Below are 16,182 nucleotides of genomic sequence, written 5' to 3'. Positions count from 1 at the left end.
TAATTCTAGTGAAGTATTGAACGCTGAATTTACGAACCATGTATAAGATTAGAGTAATGTACAGTATCGGATATGTCAACAAAGGTGACCCGTATCATAAAACGGACACTCATTTTAACTGAATGCAATGGCATTGATATTTCTCACTTGTGCTGAAGCACTTGTGACACTTGTAGTTGTAACAAACGAAATGCTTATAGTATAAACGTTGGTTGTTGTAGAAGTCGCTGTATCTACGTAAGTGTTGGAAGAAAGGAAGGTTACTGTACCTGCAGCATTCCCCGTCCTGGAGAGCAACAGTTGGTTAATCAACACTCCGTTCACTCTGAGGTTAATATTATATGCGACACTCCAGTTGGACCCCACAACTATTGAAATTTGTGTACTGTTATCAATTTTCACTCTCTGGCCTGTCACGACAGGTACATTGAGTGTCTGAATTGTCGTTTCAGCCACTAACGAAAGAGCTAATGATGATGTCTGACTGTCAGCAAACAAAGAGGAGCTCGCTGGCGCAGAAGCCGCTGTAGATCCTGTTGCACCCGTAGCACCTGTGACTCCCGTTGCTCCGGTCGCACCTGTCGTGCCTGCTGTTCCCGTCACTCCCGTGACTCCGGTTATACCTGTCGCTCCTGTGACGCCAGTGACTCCGGTCGCCCCCGTAACACCTGTTGTTCCCGTCAGTCCCGTAGCTCCAGTAACACCTGTTGCTCCTGTTTCACCAGTTAATCCGGTCACGCCTGTCACGCCTGTCGTTCCCGTCACTCCCGCGGCTCCGGTTATACCTGTCGCTCCTGTGACGCCAGTGGCTCCCGTCAACCCTGTCACACCGGTTGCTCCTGTTTCACCAGTTAATCCGGTTACACCCGTCGTTCCTGTCGCTCCCGTAAGTCCCGTGGCCCCAGTCACACCAGTAATCCCCGTAGCTCCAGTCACTCCAGTTACACCGGCTTCACCAGTCGATCCGGTTACACCCATCGTTCCTGTCGTTCCGGTTCCCCCGGTAACCCCCGTAGCTCCCGTCGTGCCCGCCGTTCCTGTGGCTCCTGTTACCCCTGTTACACCCGTATCGCCAGTGCCCCCCGTCAATCCCGTTGCTCCTGTCGCACCTGTTTCACCAGTAATCCCCGTAGCTCCAGTCACTCCAGTAGCACCTGTCACGCCTGTCGTTCCCGTTACTCCCGTGGCGCCAGTCACACCGGTTGCTCCTGTTTCACCAGTTGCTCCAGTTACACCCGTCGTACCTGTCGCTCCCGTAAGTCCCATAGCACCGGTCACACCGGTCGCTCCTGTTTCACCAGTCGATCCGGTTACACCCGTCGTACCTGTCGCTCCCGTGAGTCCCGTAGCTCCAGTCACACCGGTTGCTCCTGCTTCACCAGTCACTCCAGTAGCGCCGGTCACTCCAGTTACCCCAGTTTCACCAGTTGCTCCGGTTACTCCTGTTTCACCAGTCGATCCGGTTGCACCCGTGGCTCCCGTTACGCCCGAAAGGGCAATTTCGGCTCCAAGTAATTCCTGCGATACGAGACGATGGGCAGTGACAAGCTCTCCACTCTGATTTTTCCCCCAGACTGAAATCTGAACTTCCTCCACAGCAGCATCCCCTGTTGAAAAGACAAATTCAAACCCGTCCAAATCTGCATAAAAGTCTCTGGTTATTACCTGATTCGGGAGAACGTTGAACAGCTCTTCAACATATAACGTACGTGTGCCTGCCAAATAATAACCTTGAATTAAGACTGTATAAATGCTGATTGGATTCCGATTATCCAGTCTTACTGTAATTCTCTGGGTGGGGCGCCCACTTCCATCGACAACATTATTTTCGATCGGCCCCGTTGATAGAACAGCCATATTCGGATACCTACCTTTCTCCGTTCCCAATCGCCAGATCAACTTTATCTTATAAAGATATGCTTATCGCATGGCAACCGTGAAGTTTAACCACCACTTCTTTTAGGAATGGAGATTGGAAGATAACAATGAATAATGGGCCACCTCTGCATGCCCGCTGATCAAGACTGATCAGGCAGTTTCAGTTCCTTCGCCCATGCTTGAAGCTTCTCGAGCGTCCATGCCCCACTATCCCCCATCACCGAATAACGCAGGTCCTCCTCACTCCATGACAGATTCCGAATGATCGACATGTATGAGCCTTCCTTTTCTCGGACCGTTATTTTCTTTTCCTCTGGCAGAAGCTGTTCATCCATATTTTCATCTGTCGCCTTGAATATGGTCATACTGACCTCAGGCTTGTTATTCTTCACATAGTATAATGTCACTTCATCCCGGCTATGTTCACCCAAGGACGAGGTTAACTCGATTCTCGATAACTCCAGATCCTTCCCACCATATTGCAGGAAAGATTGGCCCAAAGCCTGCTCTGCTTCTTCCAATGTAACCTCCTTGGTATTCATCACATCATTCATGTTTTTCACTTCAACGTCTGCAGGGATATCCAGTGTAAACGTCTGGTCCGTGAACTTAGGATTGTAATCGATCAGGTCGTACAAAACCTCGGATCTGGTATCCCCATACGTACTAGTAGCTTTAACAACCATCCATTTCTTGGGGTCCACCCAATACTGGGATGACATCACCAACGAATTGTTGTCCTTGGGGGTCAGTTCAATATGGATTACTTCATGACCTTGAAGCTCTTCCTGCCCCAACATCTTCACGTTATGGGTATCACGCATCCGCTCCAGTTGATCCACTAACATTTGCTTTTGGGTTTGGTTAGGCTCTTGTTGAAGCGAGGATGAGTCCATCGAAAATGCAGTCTTTGCCTCTTTCTCATAGATCAGAATCTCTGACCCGTTATGAACGGCATAGCTCACATTTCCATTGTCTTCTGTCTCAATCCGCTGTTGCCCGGTTCTTCCGTCCACCCATTCTTTCACTTGCATGGTGTTGGTGATCTCCTCATCCGTCCACATCTTTAACACACCTTCTGCATAGTAAGAAGCTGGCTCCGACTCGGCAGTAATAATTTTCTCAATCATGTCGTCCCCTGACATCCCAAGCAAACCCTTTTCTGCACAACCTGCAAACAGTGAACCCGCGATCAAAGCCGCTCCTATTAGCTTCCATCCATTTTTAATCATAACTATCATCCTTTCTTAGATAATGTCTGTGGATCATCGCCGTTTTCTAGTTCCAACAATCGGCATACAGCTGCAGTCCCTTGCTTTTCTGAAGACCACATACGTATATCCCCTCCATGTTTCAATGCAATTCTTCTGGCTATACTCAGTCCTAATCCAGAGCCTCCTGCGAAGCGGAGTATTTCCTGGTTTTGATACTGAACGTAAGGCTCGAATATTCGTTCCAGCTGTTCTGCCGGAATTGCTGAACCTTCATTTTGCACCACAATTATAGTCATCCCGCTTCTGTACATATCCAGTTCTGCTCTCAGTGACAAATCGATCCATTCAGGCAACTCCTCCAATGAGTCGATTACTGCAAGACCAATTTTTCCTTTGGGCGGAGTATAACGTAGTGCATTATGCACCAGATTATCAGTCAAACGCATCATTGATTCAGGGTGAACCCGGTAGAAATGATTGGTCCGTACAGACATCTGCATGTTGAGCTTTTCACGTTCCGCAAGTTCTCTGTAACTGCCAAGGAGCATTTCGAAAAATTCTCCCCCTTCTACCTCAACCATAGCGAGTTCCGAATCCTCGGAGCCAAGCGCGGTATACATCTCAAGCTCTCCAATCATCTGTTTCATACGCTCAACATTCCTAGCAATAACCTCTTTATACTCCTGTCTCTCTAATCGTTCAGAACGTACATCCATACTTAGTGCTTCTGCATAGGCACTGATGGACATCAGTGGTGTTTTCAGGTCATGGGAGAGAGAAGCCACAATCATCTCTTTTTCTTTTTGTTGCTTTTCCACTTCCATATGGGTTTGTCTTATGGTCTGTTGCATTGCATCAAACTGCTGTAACAACGTGCCCATCTCATCGCGGCGAATGGTGCCTCCTATATCACCGGGTTCTTCTCCACGAGCAAAGGTATGCATCCGATTCATCAACACTTTCATGGGAGAGATAAGCTTTCGAGACAGTAACCACAACACTGTTCCATACAACAGCACAAAGAATAGCACGGCTCCGCTAATGACCCAGGTTGTCCGAATAGAGATTCCGTCCAGCCAGTCTTGACGCAGCATCGTTATTTCGTAAATACCCGCCAGTTCTCCTTGATGCCAGACCGGTTTTTTCAGTGAAAACGTGCGGTGCCGAATCTGCAGTTGATATAGATTTCGATATAACTCTGAGCTTCTGATGGTATATCCGCTCGTTTTCCAGGCATCTCCGCCAGAAGTAAACACCCGAATACCCGAGGGCAAATACAGATTAAAACTTACTTGTTCGTTCGCAAGCTTAGAGAGGTTTAGATGATGCTCGGAAGACTGCAGCTGGTAAAGCGCTGGATCATCCAGAACCTGCTCAATAGGGGCGAGACGTTCGGATAACTCCACGTACTCAGCTACGGAACGCTGGTTTTCATAGTAGTTATACAAGGAAAATAAAGCCCAGCCTGCTGCCACAGGAAGCAGCATAACAATCAGGAATGCCACCATCAGCCAATATTTCAGCTTCATTTGATTCGTTCTCCGATGAAACGATAACCACTGCCCCAGACCGTTTGAATCCAGCGTGGCTGATGCGGCTCATCCCCCAGCTTCGCCCGCAAACTTTTGATGTGCACGGTAACTGTGCCTGAGCTTCCTTCAGCCGGTTGACCCCACACATGCTCGTAAATCTCTGTTTTCGTGAAGGCCCGATTCGGATGCGAAGCCAGCAGCATAAGCAGTGCTCCTTCTTTTCCCGTGAGCTGAAGCTCGACATCATGCAGCTTTACCTGCTGATTCAGCGGGTGGATCATTAAACCATCATTATATTGCTGAAGCACTGAATTGGACTGGCCACCTTGATATCTGCGGTATCTGTTCAGGTGAGCTTCGATCCGAGCCGTAAGCTCCGCCAGACTGAATGGTTTGGTGATATAATCATCTGCCCCCAAGCCGAGCCCTTTCAGCTTGCTTTCCTCCTGTGTGCGAGCACTCATGATCAATACCGGAACGTCACTGGTTAACCTGATATGTTTGCATACAGTGAAACCGTCCATCTCCGGCAGCATCAGATCAAGCAGGACAAGATGGTACTGTCCCTTCCTGAAATCTTCCCAGCTCTCCAGTCCGCTTGATGCCCAGGTTACTGCAAACCCTTCACGGCGTAGATGGTCCATTAAAATACGGGCAATTTCCGGGTCATCTTCGACCAGCAGGATTTTATCCTTGTCATTCATTGTGCTTTCCATCCTCCCATGTCTACAGTGTAGCGAAGATTACATATGATTCTGAAAAGTTAATACTTTCTTTATAACTGAGCATATTGAACATGCTCTCGCTTGCCATCCAAAACGCCAAATTCACGAATGTTTTATGAAGAAAATATATCCATAGAGATACATCAAGCCTCGCATTTTTTCCATTCATGGTCAATTCCAGAGGTCTCTCCGTATGTGTGGAAAAGCGATTATTGACTCAAAAGGTAAAGAGTGCTAATGTAAATTAAACACCGTTTTAAACATTGTTTAATTTATTGGAAAGGAAGCGGAAGAGTATACATATGAATAAAAGCAATGAAACCAAAGAAATCATTCTTCAAACTGCATTAGAGATGATCAAGCAGGATGGGTTTGAAAAGATCACGATCCGCAATATTGCAAAACATTCGAATACGAACGTTGCACTGGTGAACTATTACTTCGGCTCCAAGGATAAGCTGATCAGCGAAGTGGTACAGATCCTGCTGTCGGGTTTTCATGAATCGTTTGATGTGCTGGATGATCTGTCTCTGCCACCGAAGCATCGCTTGAAGGTTTTTCTGCTGCATTATGTACGGGGAGTGGAGCAGTATCCGGAGTTGTTGTCGCGAATAATTACAATGGGCACTGCTTTATTTGCGTCGCAGCAGGAATATGGGGAGTTTATGCGGAGGATCGGATTTGATAAAGTCAAGAGTCTTCTCAAGGAACTAACGAATGAACAGGATCAAGACATTCTCATGATGATGGTGACGCAAATTTTTGGGGCTGTGTTCATGCCTGCACTGATGAGACGGACTCTTGAAGCCGGGTCTGGCGTAGAAATGAAACCCGTCGAACGTCAGATTGACCTGCTGCTGCAACGTTATTTATAAAAATCTAAGGTGCTGAGGAGAGATAAATCATGAATGTATTGCGAAAATACTGGCCTGATCTGGGGATGCTGGTCGTGGCGGCAACCGTGATCGGAATCATGATGAATTATCGTTCCATGTCCGAACTAAGTATAATTTTGTGGCTCAGCTTCATTGCAATCCTGGTGCATCAATTTGAAGAATATCGTTGGCCTGGCTATTTTGGCGGGTTATTCAACATTGTTATATTTAAGAGTGAACAGCCCAAGCATTACCCGCTCAATCCGCATTCAGCGATGATCATTAATCTGGTCATAGCCTATATTTTTTATCTCCTTCCAGTCTTCTTCCCGAACCTCCTTTGGCTAGCACTGGCTCCTATATTTATGGGATTTTTCCAGTTCATCTGGCATGGTATATTTGCCAATATCAAAGCCAAAACATGGTATAATCCCGGTTTGTTCGCTGTGCTGGTTTTCCATTTTCCGATTGGAGGATGGTATATGTACTACATCACGGTGCACAATCTGGCAAGCACAACCGACTGGATCATCGGGTTCGTATATTTTGTAGTCGCTGTATATTTCTTCATCATTAAAGGAAATATGTGGATGAAAGATATCCACTCACCATATCATTTCTCCGACAAACAGATGGGACCATATCTGACCAAATGACTATATGAAAACCAAACCCACTTCCCGGACCCTGCTCTTTCCTGGCATAGGAAAAATACCCTATAGAGAGACATTCTTAAGAAGTGTCTACTCCATAGGGTACAGTCTAAACCTACTCTAACCCATGTAACAATTAACCAAAACGCCCCATAATATATTCCTGCGTCAATCGGTTGTCCGGGTTGGTAAAAATATGCTCCGTCTCCCCATGCTCAACCAAACTGCCCAAATAAAAATAAGCTGTATAATCCGAGATACGGGCCGCCTGTTGCATGTTATGGGTAACAATAACAATCCGCAGCTCCTGTTTCAGCTCCGAGATCAGTTCTTCAACTTTACCTGTAGATACCGGGTCAAGGGCAGATGCGGGCTCATCGAGCAACAGAATCTGTGGATCAACAGACAACGCACGAGCGATGCAAAGACGCTGCTGCTGACCACCCGAAAGTGCCAAGGCTGAATCATGCAGCCTGTCTTTTACTTCGTCCCAGAGGGCAGCACGGCGCAAGCTTTTTTCCACAATTTCATCCAGTGCCTTCTTACTCTTCGTACCGCGGTAGCGGGGGCCAAATGCGATATTGTTGTAGATGGATTTATGAAAAGGGTTGGGCTTCTGCCATACCATGCCGATCTTTTGACGAAGCTTAATTACATCCGTCCCCGGTTCGTTGAGGTCATTGCCATCCATCCAGATGTGTCCTTCCGTGCGGGACCCGGCAATCTCATCATTCATCCGGTTCAATGATCGGAGAAATGTGGATTTCCCGCAACCGGACGGCCCAATCAAGGCCGTTACACTGGCTTCGGGGAAAGTCAGGCTGATCTGCTTCACGGCCTGAAAATGCCCATAATATATGCTTAACTGTTCCGTACCAAAAGGTATGGCCATGTGGATTTCCTCCTTATTTCGAAGCTGTCATACGGCGGTACACAACCCTGCCGATCCAGCGTGCACTCAGATTGAAAGCCAGTACCAGAATGACCAGCACGGCAGAAGCTCCTGCTGCAATTTCTTTGGAATCTGGTCCTATGCCTTCACTGTTGACTTTCCAGATGTGCACAGCGAGTGTTTCCGCAGGACGCAGCGGATTGATCGGTGATCTTGGACTTGTTGGATTCCAGTCCGTGAAGTCGAGCGGTGGGCTACTCATGCCCGCAGTAAACATCAGGGCTGCCGCCTCACCGAAGATCCGACCGGATGCCAGAATCGTTCCCGTAATCAAGCTTGGCAGTGCCACCGGTAGCAATATGGACGTAATGATCTTCCATTTGGACAAACCAAGAGCAAGTCCTGCTTCCTTCTGCTCTTTGGGAACAGCTCGGAAAGCTTGCTCTGTCGTCCGTACCATAAGTGGCAAGTTGAAAATCGCCAGTGCCATCGCACCCGATAAGAGTGAGAAGCCCAGGCCGAACTTATTTACAATCAGCAAAAGTCCAAACAAACCAATTACAATGGAAGGGAAAGATGACAAAACTTCGACAACCAGTCGAATGAAGCTTGTAATTCGACCCGGTTTGGCATATTCCGCCATATAAATTCCTCCGCCCCAGCCGAGCGGAATCGTAATAATCAACGTTAATACAAGCAAAAAGATAGAGTTAAAGAGCTGCGGTCCAATTCCGCCGCCACCTTTGAGCAATTGCGGTGCACTCGTCAGGAAGTGCCAGTTGATCTGACCGATCCCCCGGAAAAGAATAAATCCGAGTAAACCGAGCAAAAGCACAACAATGAATAGAGCCAGAACGACGATAACTACTGTTGCAATTTTATCCGCTGTTTTTGGCTTCATTCTCATACCCGGTTCCTCCTTTCAAGCAGGCGAACCAGAATGACAAAGACGAAGGTCATTACCAGCAGGACAAGCGCCATGCTCCACAATGCATTGTTATGAACGGAACCCATCGTGGTGTTACCCATACTCAGGGTGATTACACTTGTTAATGTTGAAGCCGACTCAAGCAAGGATGTCGGTACATGCGGCGCATTACCGATAACCATCTGTACAGCGAGTGCTTCACCAAATGCACGAGCCATACCGAGGACAATACCTGTCAGCAATGCAGGCAGCACCGTCGGAATGATTACACGATAAATCGTTTGCCAGCGTGTTGCGCCAAGCGCGTAAGAAGATTCACGCAAACCTTTAGGCAAAGCAGACAACGCATCTGCCATGATACTCGTAACTGTAGGCAGGATCATGACGGACAACACCAGACATCCGGCTGCAATCCCGATGCCGGGTCCTCCGAAGATACTGCGCAACATAGGAACAATTACGCTCAGGCCAATAAATCCGTACACAACGGATGGGATACCGGAAAGCAATTCAATCGCGGGTTGCAAAATCTTTTTACCTTTACCCGGTACAATCTCGGTCATAAAGAGCGCTGCACACAGACTAAGCGGACTCGCAATCAATGCTGCAAGCAAGGTGGTTGTAAAGGAACCCGTGATAAACGGTAATGCACCATAAACGCCAGGCTCACCTGTTGGATTCCACGTTTTCCCGAAAATGAACTCACGCAGGCTGACGCCGTCCTGGAAAAAGGTAGACAATCCTTTGGATGCGACAAAATATACGATGGAAAACATGACAACGATCAGGAAAACGACACATATCGACGTGTAAATCCGTCCCGTCCACTCTTCCCAGTAATGTTTCTCTCTCAAGGGCCGGCGTGGTTTCAGTTTATTGTTCATTACCGTTCCCCCTTCGGTCTGTTCCATAACAACCATCCTTCTATAGTAGAATTAGTGCAAAATATGGGATAATTTTTGAGCAAACCGCGCAAAGAGGCAGGACCTGGGTCCGCCTCTTTCGCAGTATGCGCAAGTTCAAAGAATGTTACTGAGTCACATTACCTGCTGCATCGCGTTTTACTTTCATGCCGGATACCGGAATGTAGCCCAGTTCCTTAACGTCATTTTGTTGAATTTCATCGCTGAGCATGTAATCGAGGAATGCTTTTGTTGCTGCATCCGGCTCACCTTTTGTATACATGTGCTGATATGCCCATACTGGATATTTTCCTGCTTCCACGTTCTCAACAGTAGCTTCAACACCGCCGTATTTCAGAACTTGCAAGCTGTCATCCAGGTAAGACAGAGCCAGGTAACCGATTGCTCCTGGAGTCTCAGATACAAGTTTCTTAACTGTACCCGAGGAATCTTCTTGGATCGAACCTTGGATATCTTCTACTTTCGTTCCCAGCGCAAAGTTCTCAAAAGTTGCACGCGTACCGGAGCTGCTTGGACGGTTAACGATAACGATGGCTTGATCTTTACCGCCAACATCTTTCCAGTTCTTGATTTTACCGGAGAAAATATCAACCAGTTGTTCCTTCGTCAAATCCGTTACACCTGCATCTTTATTGCTTACTGGTGCAATCGCTACGACTGCTACTTGGTGGTCAACCAATTCTTTAGCTTTTGCTTCGTCTTTCAACTTCTCTTCAGCAAATACGTCAGAGTTACCGATGGTAGCCTGTCCGTCAGATACTTGAGTCAGACCTGTACCACTACCGCCGCCTTGCACTTGTACTGTCACGTTCTTATATTGATCAACTGCCATAAATTTTTGTCCAGCTTGCTCTACCAGAGGCTGCAGTGCTGTTGATCCAACAGCCAGAATGTTACCGCTGAGTTCAGCAGCAGTACCTTCTCCTGATCCATTACTTGCAGCACCATTAGTAGTACCTGCGTCGTTTTTCGATCCGCATGCCGCAAGCACCAGTACGAACGTTAAGGTCATCAAAATAAACGGCAACTTTTTAAACATTTTTTGTTTTCCTCCCCCAATGTAGTGATGGCGTTTTGTGAATTTGTGTGATCACCATCAACTCTTTAATCATTGTAGTTTCGTTATGTCATCTGAAAATCAATGTTTTGTAAACGCAATGTTAAAAATATAGGCTGGAGATAAAATACGAAACATATTTTTGTGCGCTGGCAGCCGCTTCGGGAACGGACGTTGTTTCAATCGCTGTTACCCCCGGATATATTTGATTGTATATTTAAGAGGAATATATCCGGGGATAAAGGCGAACGCTCCGCTTTTCCACAATCGTTCCGTTCCCTCCGCTGATTCGGCGCCTTATTTGGTTCCGAATGGTTAGAGATTATACTTTTCAAATGTACACATTCCGAGACAAAGGCGAGCGCTTCGCTTCTACAGAATCGATTCCGTCTCCTGCACTTGATCACTTTGTTGGAATTCCAAAAGCTTTGATTCCAGCTATGGGTGGTAGTAATAAAAGACCTGCCTCAAACAAGGCTGGCCTCGGAAATAGATATAGGATAATTAGCCTCTTTTATATAAGAGAAGAACGGACACGGTATTTATGATTGCAAACAAAAAAGGCCTTCTCAACGGATGTGTTTTACACATCTGATGAGAACAGCCTTTTTGAATCATAACTATTTTTTAAATTTAAGCTCGATGCTTATAATTATCCCAAAATCCACAGCCATAGTGCCAAGCCCGCCAACGTAATCAACAATGTTGGAATGGTTAGAACAATGCCTGCCTTGAAATAATATCCCCATGTAATTTTAACGCCCTTGCGAGACAATACATGTAGCCATAACAAGGTTGCGAGCGACCCAATCGGCGTCATCTTTGGACCTAGATCAGAGCCAATGACATTGGCATAGATCATGGCTTCCTTAACAATACCCTCAGTGTGTGCACCTTGAATGGCGAGCAAATTGATTAATACCGTTGGTAAATTGTTCATTACGGATGATAATACCGCAGCGATCAGGCCCATACCTAGCGATGCTGCGAACAGACCGTAATCCGCTATAGCATCAAGCCAGCTACTCAGATGATCCGTTAATCCGGCATTGCGTAAACCATACACAACAATGTACATTCCTACCGAGAAGACAACAATAGACCAAGGTGCTTCCTTAACCACTCTTTTCAAATCCACCGCTTCGCTCTTGCGTGCAAGTATACCGAAAAGCAGGGCCACCGCACCTACAATAACGGAGACGGGAATCGGCAGAAATTCACTGGAGGCGTAAGCTACGAGCAACAGCCCCAGCATAAACCATGCAATCTTGAACACCCGTGGATCACGGATGGCTTCCTTGGGGTCACGAGCGGTAGTGACATCATACGTCTGCGGGATGCTTTTACGATAAAACAAAAACAGCATCGCCGTACTCGCTGCAATGGAGAACAGGTTGGGCACAATCATACGCACCGCATACTCTACAAACGTAATGCCAAAGAAATCGGCAGAAACAATATTCACCAGATTACTGACAACAAGTGGCAATGAGGTCGTATCCGCGATGAATCCACTTGCCATGACAAATGCCAGCACCATACGCTCATCAAACTTCAATGCACGAACCATTGCGAGAACTATTGGTGTCAGAATCAGCGCAGCGCCATCATTGGCAAACAAGGCAGACACTGCGGCCCCCAGAAAAATAGAATAAAGGAATAATTTACGTCCGTTACCTCCGGCCAGTCGGGCCATATGAAGGGCAGCCCACTCGAAGAATCCAGTCTCGTCCAAAATCAATGAAATCATAATAATGCCAACAAAGGCCAGCGTAGCATTCCATACAATTGAGGCCACATCCGAAGCATCATTGAAACTAACTACTCCTGCTGCCAGAGCAAGGATTGCTCCCCCTGAAGCGCTCCAGCCAATGCCGATGCCACGAGGCTGCCAGATCACCATCGTAATGGTCAAAACAAATATTAATATTGCTACATATACCATAGTTCCTCCTGCTGTCCTGACTCAATATGCTTATTGATCGTTACATATTTAAAATACATCGTACGATTGCCCGTAAGAACCAGACGATATATTTATACAGGGCTGCAGGGGGATTGTCTATATTTATTTTTTTCTATTATTTTAATAAGGGTTGGATGACCCTTTGCGGTCAGGATTTGCTATTATCTTCTGCGGGATCATCCATCATTTTAAACATACCCAGCAATCCTTGTAACTGTTCAGCCATACTATTCAAATGTGCGGAGGACGACGCAATTTCCTCAACAGAAGCCAGTTGTTCCTGCGATGAAGCCGATACGGATTCGGTGCTCGCCGCAGATTCCTGAGTGACGTTTGAAATATCCGTCATCGTTTGAGCCACATGGGAGGCACCCTTCTCCAATTGTTTCGTCGTTTCAGATAGTTCATCCAGTGTATGAACGGCATCCTCCACCGCTTCACGGATTTGAGCGAAGGATTGTCCAGACGTATTTACAGCCTGTATTCCCTCACCGACACGGCTCTGGGCTGCATTCATCGCTATCAGCGCAGAATCCATGTCTTGACGAATATTATGCACAAGTTCACCGATCTGAGCCGCGGAGCTACCCGATTCTTCAGCCAGCTTGCGCACCTCTCCAGCTACGACTGCAAATCCACGTCCCGCATCCCCTGCTCTTGCTGCTTCAATAGATGCATTCAATGCAAGGAGATTAGTCTGTTTCGAGATGGACGCAATGACATCGACCATACTACCGATCTCGACCGAACGGGCGTTCAGGGACTGTACAACATCTCCTAACTGTTCTACCGTTTCCTGGATGATATTCATCTGTTCAACGGCTTCTCCCGCTGCTTCATTCCCTGAGGATGCTGCCCCGGATGTATTTCGCATCGCTGTGGTGATGGATTGAACACGCTCTGACATCAGACGAACATCTTCTGCCATACGGCTCATCTGTCCAGAGCCATCCTTCACACTATTCACTTGTAGCTCTGCACCCTCGGCCAGTTCTTGGATGGCCATAGTTGAATGCTCGATGGCTTTGGTCGTTTGGTCTGCACTTGCAGACAACTCTTGTGAAGAAGCGGATACTTGTTCTGCCGTTTCTTGCACACCCAGAATCATCATGCGTAAGTTATCCACCATACGTTCAAAGTACTTCGCGAGTTCACCCATTTCATCTTTACGTTTACTATCCATCTTCACGGTAAGGTCGCCTTTACTTACAGCTCTTGCATTTTCCTGTAACCGTTTAATCGGACGCAATAACGAACGAGTGAACCAGATAATAAAGATAAGGGCCAGGAACACAGAAGCCAAAAGGACAATGAGCGTAGCAAGCCTTATTTCCTTACTCGCGTCGGTAACTTCACTTTTGAACATCGTACCTGCAATTTTCCAGCCAGTTGCTTCATTGGTAGAGAAAATCATGGTTTTGGAGCGACCTTCGTAATCATAGTCAAATTGACCTTCCTTGCCATCATACATTTGATCCAACACGCCGCTTTTTTCCTGTGTACCTACTTCTTGTACAGGAGAAACAACAACATGTTTATCTTTATCCAGAATAATAACGTACCCTTCTTTACCAACCTTAATCGCGGCCTGATCCCGTAGTTCGGCCAAATCAAGTGACAAACCAATTACAGCAGATTGATCCTTAAGCGTTTTGGAGATAAAAACAACCGCTACCCCATCTGTATTTTTGGTGACAGGTGAGACAGCAACCGTACCCGGCTTATCCATCGCGAGTTTATACCACTCACGCTCCCTTGGATCAAAAGCCTCTCCTCGCTGGCTGCTCGCTGTCGGCTTGCCGCGAACCATGACTCCTTCTGTCGAACCTACAAAAATATTCAAAGCATCTGGATGCAACCCCAGATACTGAACAAGCTTGGCTTGAAGCTCCGTGCTATCATTTTCTCCTTTGATCAAGGAAGAATCGAGTGAATCCGAGAAGAAATTAATGTCAAAGATTTTGTTATTAACCTGACTTTCCACAATTTTATTGGCCGTACTTACGCTCTGCAGGGCACTGTCGTTCAATTGTCCTTGTACTGTATCTTCCGCGATATACAAAGATACCAAGCCAATTGCCAAACTCGGTACCAAGAGAACAACCAAAAACGAAACGAGCATTTTATTTCGGATATTCCAGACAAAAGGTTTCTTTTTACTTTTCTTTTTGTTTTTATTTTCTTTTGTTTTGACGGGTTTCTTCGTTTTTTCACGCTGGTATTCTTTAGTCTCTTTCAATCGGTTCTCCCCCTTTTATTATGTCACCATGCTCCCAGATATGTATGAACTTCTATTGGTCTATACTATATATCGGCTAATGACGGAGTTTTTTTGAATAGAAACAAAGTTCACAACAAACAAGTCACTTCAAGGGGAAAGTGACTTGTGCTGTAATGTTAATGTTGAATATTAGTGTTTAGTCCAAAGGTGAACGGTCGTTATCTCGCTGCTTTGTACGATGGATCTGAATATGGACCATCAAGAGGTTGTGCTGCGGGTTTACCAAAATAATATCCTTGTGCAAGTTCAATTCCAACCGATCGGCAGAAATCAAACTCCTCCATTCGTTCGATCCCCTCGGCAAGCACTTTGCCTCCAAATCGATTGGATAACTGAACAATGTTCTTGATCTTCTGCTGCTTCACTTCATCCTGATCACAATAGTCAATCAGGCTGCGATCAATTTTCACAAAATCAGGCTCTAAGCGGTTCATTAATTCGATCGTCGAAAATCCAGCGCCTACATCATCCAATGCTACGGACATACCGCGAGAACGATAAACTTCAAAAATATGCTGCAATGTAGACAATTGCTGGATCTGTTCAGTTTCCACGACTTCAAAAACGAAATCTTTCGGATCAAGCGAGAGACGTTCTATCGCCTCAAATGTATGTGTCAGGCAATATTCGGGGTTATAAATAGAGGAAGGCAGAAAATTAACAAAACGTTTCACACCGCGAGGCAAATATTTGGCGCTTGTTTCAATGGCCTTAATACGAGCAGTGCGGTCAAGAAACGAATGCAGTCCCGTTTCGTGAGCTACTTCAAACAATTCATAGGAACTAAATGCTCTTCCATGTTCAGCCGGACGAAGCAAAAACTCATATCCGATAATGCACTCTGAGGCATCTACAATCGGTTGCATATAACTGGTAAACTGACGTTCTAAAATAGTAGAAACGATATCAGCATATTTGATTCTGGCATGCTGCATGGATAGACTAATCCACTCACCCTCTAGATCATCCGTGAACGGATCCGCAGCAGATTTTATCTGAACGGCCAGGGTGATCGCTAATACCTTCTCCATATCTATAATCTCTTCCATCCGATCCTGTAACTCCTGTACATCTGAAAAATGGAACCAAAGCATCTCTTTTGAATAATCAACATGCCTTCCCTTGGTTTGCAGCGCTTCCAGCAAAGCAGGGGAGACGGGACGCAGGTACACCGTACCTTGGCCCTCTATCGGATAGATTGGACTGCAGCCACTGCAATTCATGTAGAACCCCCTTGCCAGTTTATCAAGCTACATCA

Annotated in this window: 13 protein-coding genes; 2 read left to right on the top strand and 11 right to left on the bottom strand. The window is 46.3% G+C overall.

What is annotated here, in order from left to right; all coding sequences use genetic code 11:
• Positions 1-114 precede the first annotated feature (114 nt).
• The 4 genes from EC604_RS18560 to EC604_RS18545 form a co-directional block, all read right to left on the bottom strand.
• On the bottom strand, positions 115-1,857 hold the full coding sequence (locus EC604_RS18560; RefSeq protein ID WP_123065567.1) for a collagen-like protein: 1,743 nt from the start codon (positions 1,855-1,857) through the stop codon (positions 115-117).
• A gap of 161 nt (positions 1,858-2,018) precedes the next feature.
• A complete protein-coding gene (locus EC604_RS18555; protein ID WP_123065566.1) occupies positions 2,019-3,119 on the bottom strand; it encodes a LolA family protein in 1,101 nt (366 codons plus the stop codon).
• Positions 3,116-4,621, bottom strand: a complete 1,506-nt coding sequence (locus EC604_RS18550; protein ID WP_123065565.1) for a sensor histidine kinase — start codon at positions 4,619-4,621, stop codon at positions 3,116-3,118. The genes EC604_RS18555 and EC604_RS18550 overlap by 4 nt, the downstream gene beginning before the upstream one ends.
• Entirely contained in the window at positions 4,618-5,328 is a 711-nt protein-coding gene (locus EC604_RS18545) for a response regulator transcription factor (protein WP_123065564.1), read from the bottom strand. Before EC604_RS18545 ends, EC604_RS18550 begins: the two co-directional genes overlap by 4 nt.
• A 323-nt stretch (positions 5,329-5,651) precedes the next feature.
• Here EC604_RS18545 and EC604_RS18540 point away from each other — a divergent pair, with 323 nt between their 5' ends.
• Both EC604_RS18540 and EC604_RS18535 read left to right on the top strand, forming a co-directional pair.
• Positions 5,652-6,224: a TetR/AcrR family transcriptional regulator gene (locus tag EC604_RS18540; protein ID WP_429351828.1), complete on the top strand. Its 573-nt coding sequence runs from the start codon at positions 5,652-5,654 to the stop codon at positions 6,222-6,224.
• A 29-nt stretch (positions 6,225-6,253) separates the two neighbouring features.
• The gene (locus EC604_RS18535; RefSeq protein ID WP_123065563.1) at positions 6,254-6,880 is read left to right on the top strand and encodes an HXXEE domain-containing protein; all 627 of its coding nucleotides are present in this window, start codon (positions 6,254-6,256) and stop codon (positions 6,878-6,880) included.
• 133 nt (positions 6,881-7,013) lie between these two features.
• Here EC604_RS18535 and pstB read toward each other — a convergent pair whose 3' ends face one another.
• The 7 genes from pstB to EC604_RS18500 form a co-directional block, all read right to left on the bottom strand.
• The gene (gene pstB / locus EC604_RS18530) at positions 7,014-7,769 is read right to left on the bottom strand and encodes a phosphate ABC transporter ATP-binding protein PstB (RefSeq protein WP_123065562.1); all 756 of its coding nucleotides are present in this window, start codon (positions 7,767-7,769) and stop codon (positions 7,014-7,016) included.
• Between the two features lie 13 nt (positions 7,770-7,782).
• Positions 7,783-8,670: a phosphate ABC transporter permease PstA gene (pstA, locus tag EC604_RS18525; protein ID WP_123065646.1), complete on the bottom strand. Its 888-nt coding sequence runs from the start codon at positions 8,668-8,670 to the stop codon at positions 7,783-7,785.
• A gap of 2 nt (positions 8,671-8,672) precedes the next feature.
• Positions 8,673-9,581, bottom strand: a complete 909-nt coding sequence (gene pstC, locus EC604_RS18520; RefSeq protein WP_090919026.1) for a phosphate ABC transporter permease subunit PstC — start codon at positions 9,579-9,581, stop codon at positions 8,673-8,675.
• 145 nt (positions 9,582-9,726) lie between these two features.
• A complete protein-coding gene (locus EC604_RS18515) occupies positions 9,727-10,659 on the bottom strand; it encodes a phosphate ABC transporter substrate-binding protein (protein WP_123065561.1) in 933 nt (310 codons plus the stop codon).
• 670 nt (positions 10,660-11,329) lie between these two features.
• Positions 11,330-12,622 carry an arsenic transporter gene (locus EC604_RS18510; RefSeq protein WP_123065560.1) on the bottom strand — a complete coding sequence of 431 codons (1,293 nt, stop codon included), beginning with the start codon at positions 12,620-12,622 and terminating at the stop codon, positions 11,330-11,332.
• A 169-nt stretch (positions 12,623-12,791) separates the two neighbouring features.
• Positions 12,792-14,882, bottom strand: coding sequence for a methyl-accepting chemotaxis protein (locus tag EC604_RS18505; RefSeq protein WP_123065559.1), 2,091 nt, complete (start codon positions 14,880-14,882; stop codon positions 12,792-12,794).
• A 200-nt stretch (positions 14,883-15,082) separates the two neighbouring features.
• Positions 15,083-16,147, bottom strand: a complete 1,065-nt coding sequence (locus EC604_RS18500) for an EAL domain-containing protein (protein WP_123065558.1) — start codon at positions 16,145-16,147, stop codon at positions 15,083-15,085.
• Positions 16,148-16,182: the final 35 nt, after the last annotated feature.

The organism is Paenibacillus amylolyticus (assembly GCF_003719335.1).
GTDB lineage: Bacteria > Bacillota > Bacilli > Paenibacillales > Paenibacillaceae > Paenibacillus > Paenibacillus amylolyticus_D.
This window is presented reverse-complemented; position numbering and strand designations above follow the sequence as displayed.

Excerpts from the sequence above, each read along its gene's own strand:
- EC604_RS18510 (WP_123065560.1), bottom strand. The coding sequence starts at position 12,622 with ATGGTATATGTAGCAATATTAATATTTGTTTTGACCATTACGATGGTG.
- pstC (WP_090919026.1), bottom strand. The coding sequence starts at position 9,581 with ATGAACAATAAACTGAAACCACGCCGGCCCTTGAGAGAGAAACATTAC.
- EC604_RS18540 (WP_429351828.1), top strand. The coding sequence starts at position 5,652 with ATGAATAAAAGCAATGAAACCAAAGAAATCATTCTTCAAACTGCATTA.
- EC604_RS18545 (WP_123065564.1), bottom strand. The coding sequence starts at position 5,328 with ATGAATGACAAGGATAAAATCCTGCTGGTCGAAGATGACCCGGAAATT.
- EC604_RS18535 (WP_123065563.1), top strand. The coding sequence starts at position 6,254 with ATGAATGTATTGCGAAAATACTGGCCTGATCTGGGGATGCTGGTCGTG.
- EC604_RS18500 (WP_123065558.1), bottom strand. The coding sequence starts at position 16,147 with ATGAATTGCAGTGGCTGCAGTCCAATCTATCCGATAGAGGGCCAAGGT.
- pstA (WP_123065646.1), bottom strand. The coding sequence starts at position 8,670 with ATGAAGCCAAAAACAGCGGATAAAATTGCAACAGTAGTTATCGTCGTT.
- EC604_RS18555 (WP_123065566.1), bottom strand. The coding sequence starts at position 3,119 with ATGATAGTTATGATTAAAAATGGATGGAAGCTAATAGGAGCGGCTTTG.
- pstB (WP_123065562.1), bottom strand. The coding sequence starts at position 7,769 with ATGGCCATACCTTTTGGTACGGAACAGTTAAGCATATATTATGGGCAT.
- EC604_RS18515 (WP_123065561.1), bottom strand. The coding sequence starts at position 10,659 with ATGTTTAAAAAGTTGCCGTTTATTTTGATGACCTTAACGTTCGTACTG.
- EC604_RS18560 (WP_123065567.1), bottom strand. The coding sequence starts at position 1,857 with ATGGCTGTTCTATCAACGGGGCCGATCGAAAATAATGTTGTCGATGGA.
- EC604_RS18550 (WP_123065565.1), bottom strand. The coding sequence starts at position 4,621 with ATGAAGCTGAAATATTGGCTGATGGTGGCATTCCTGATTGTTATGCTG.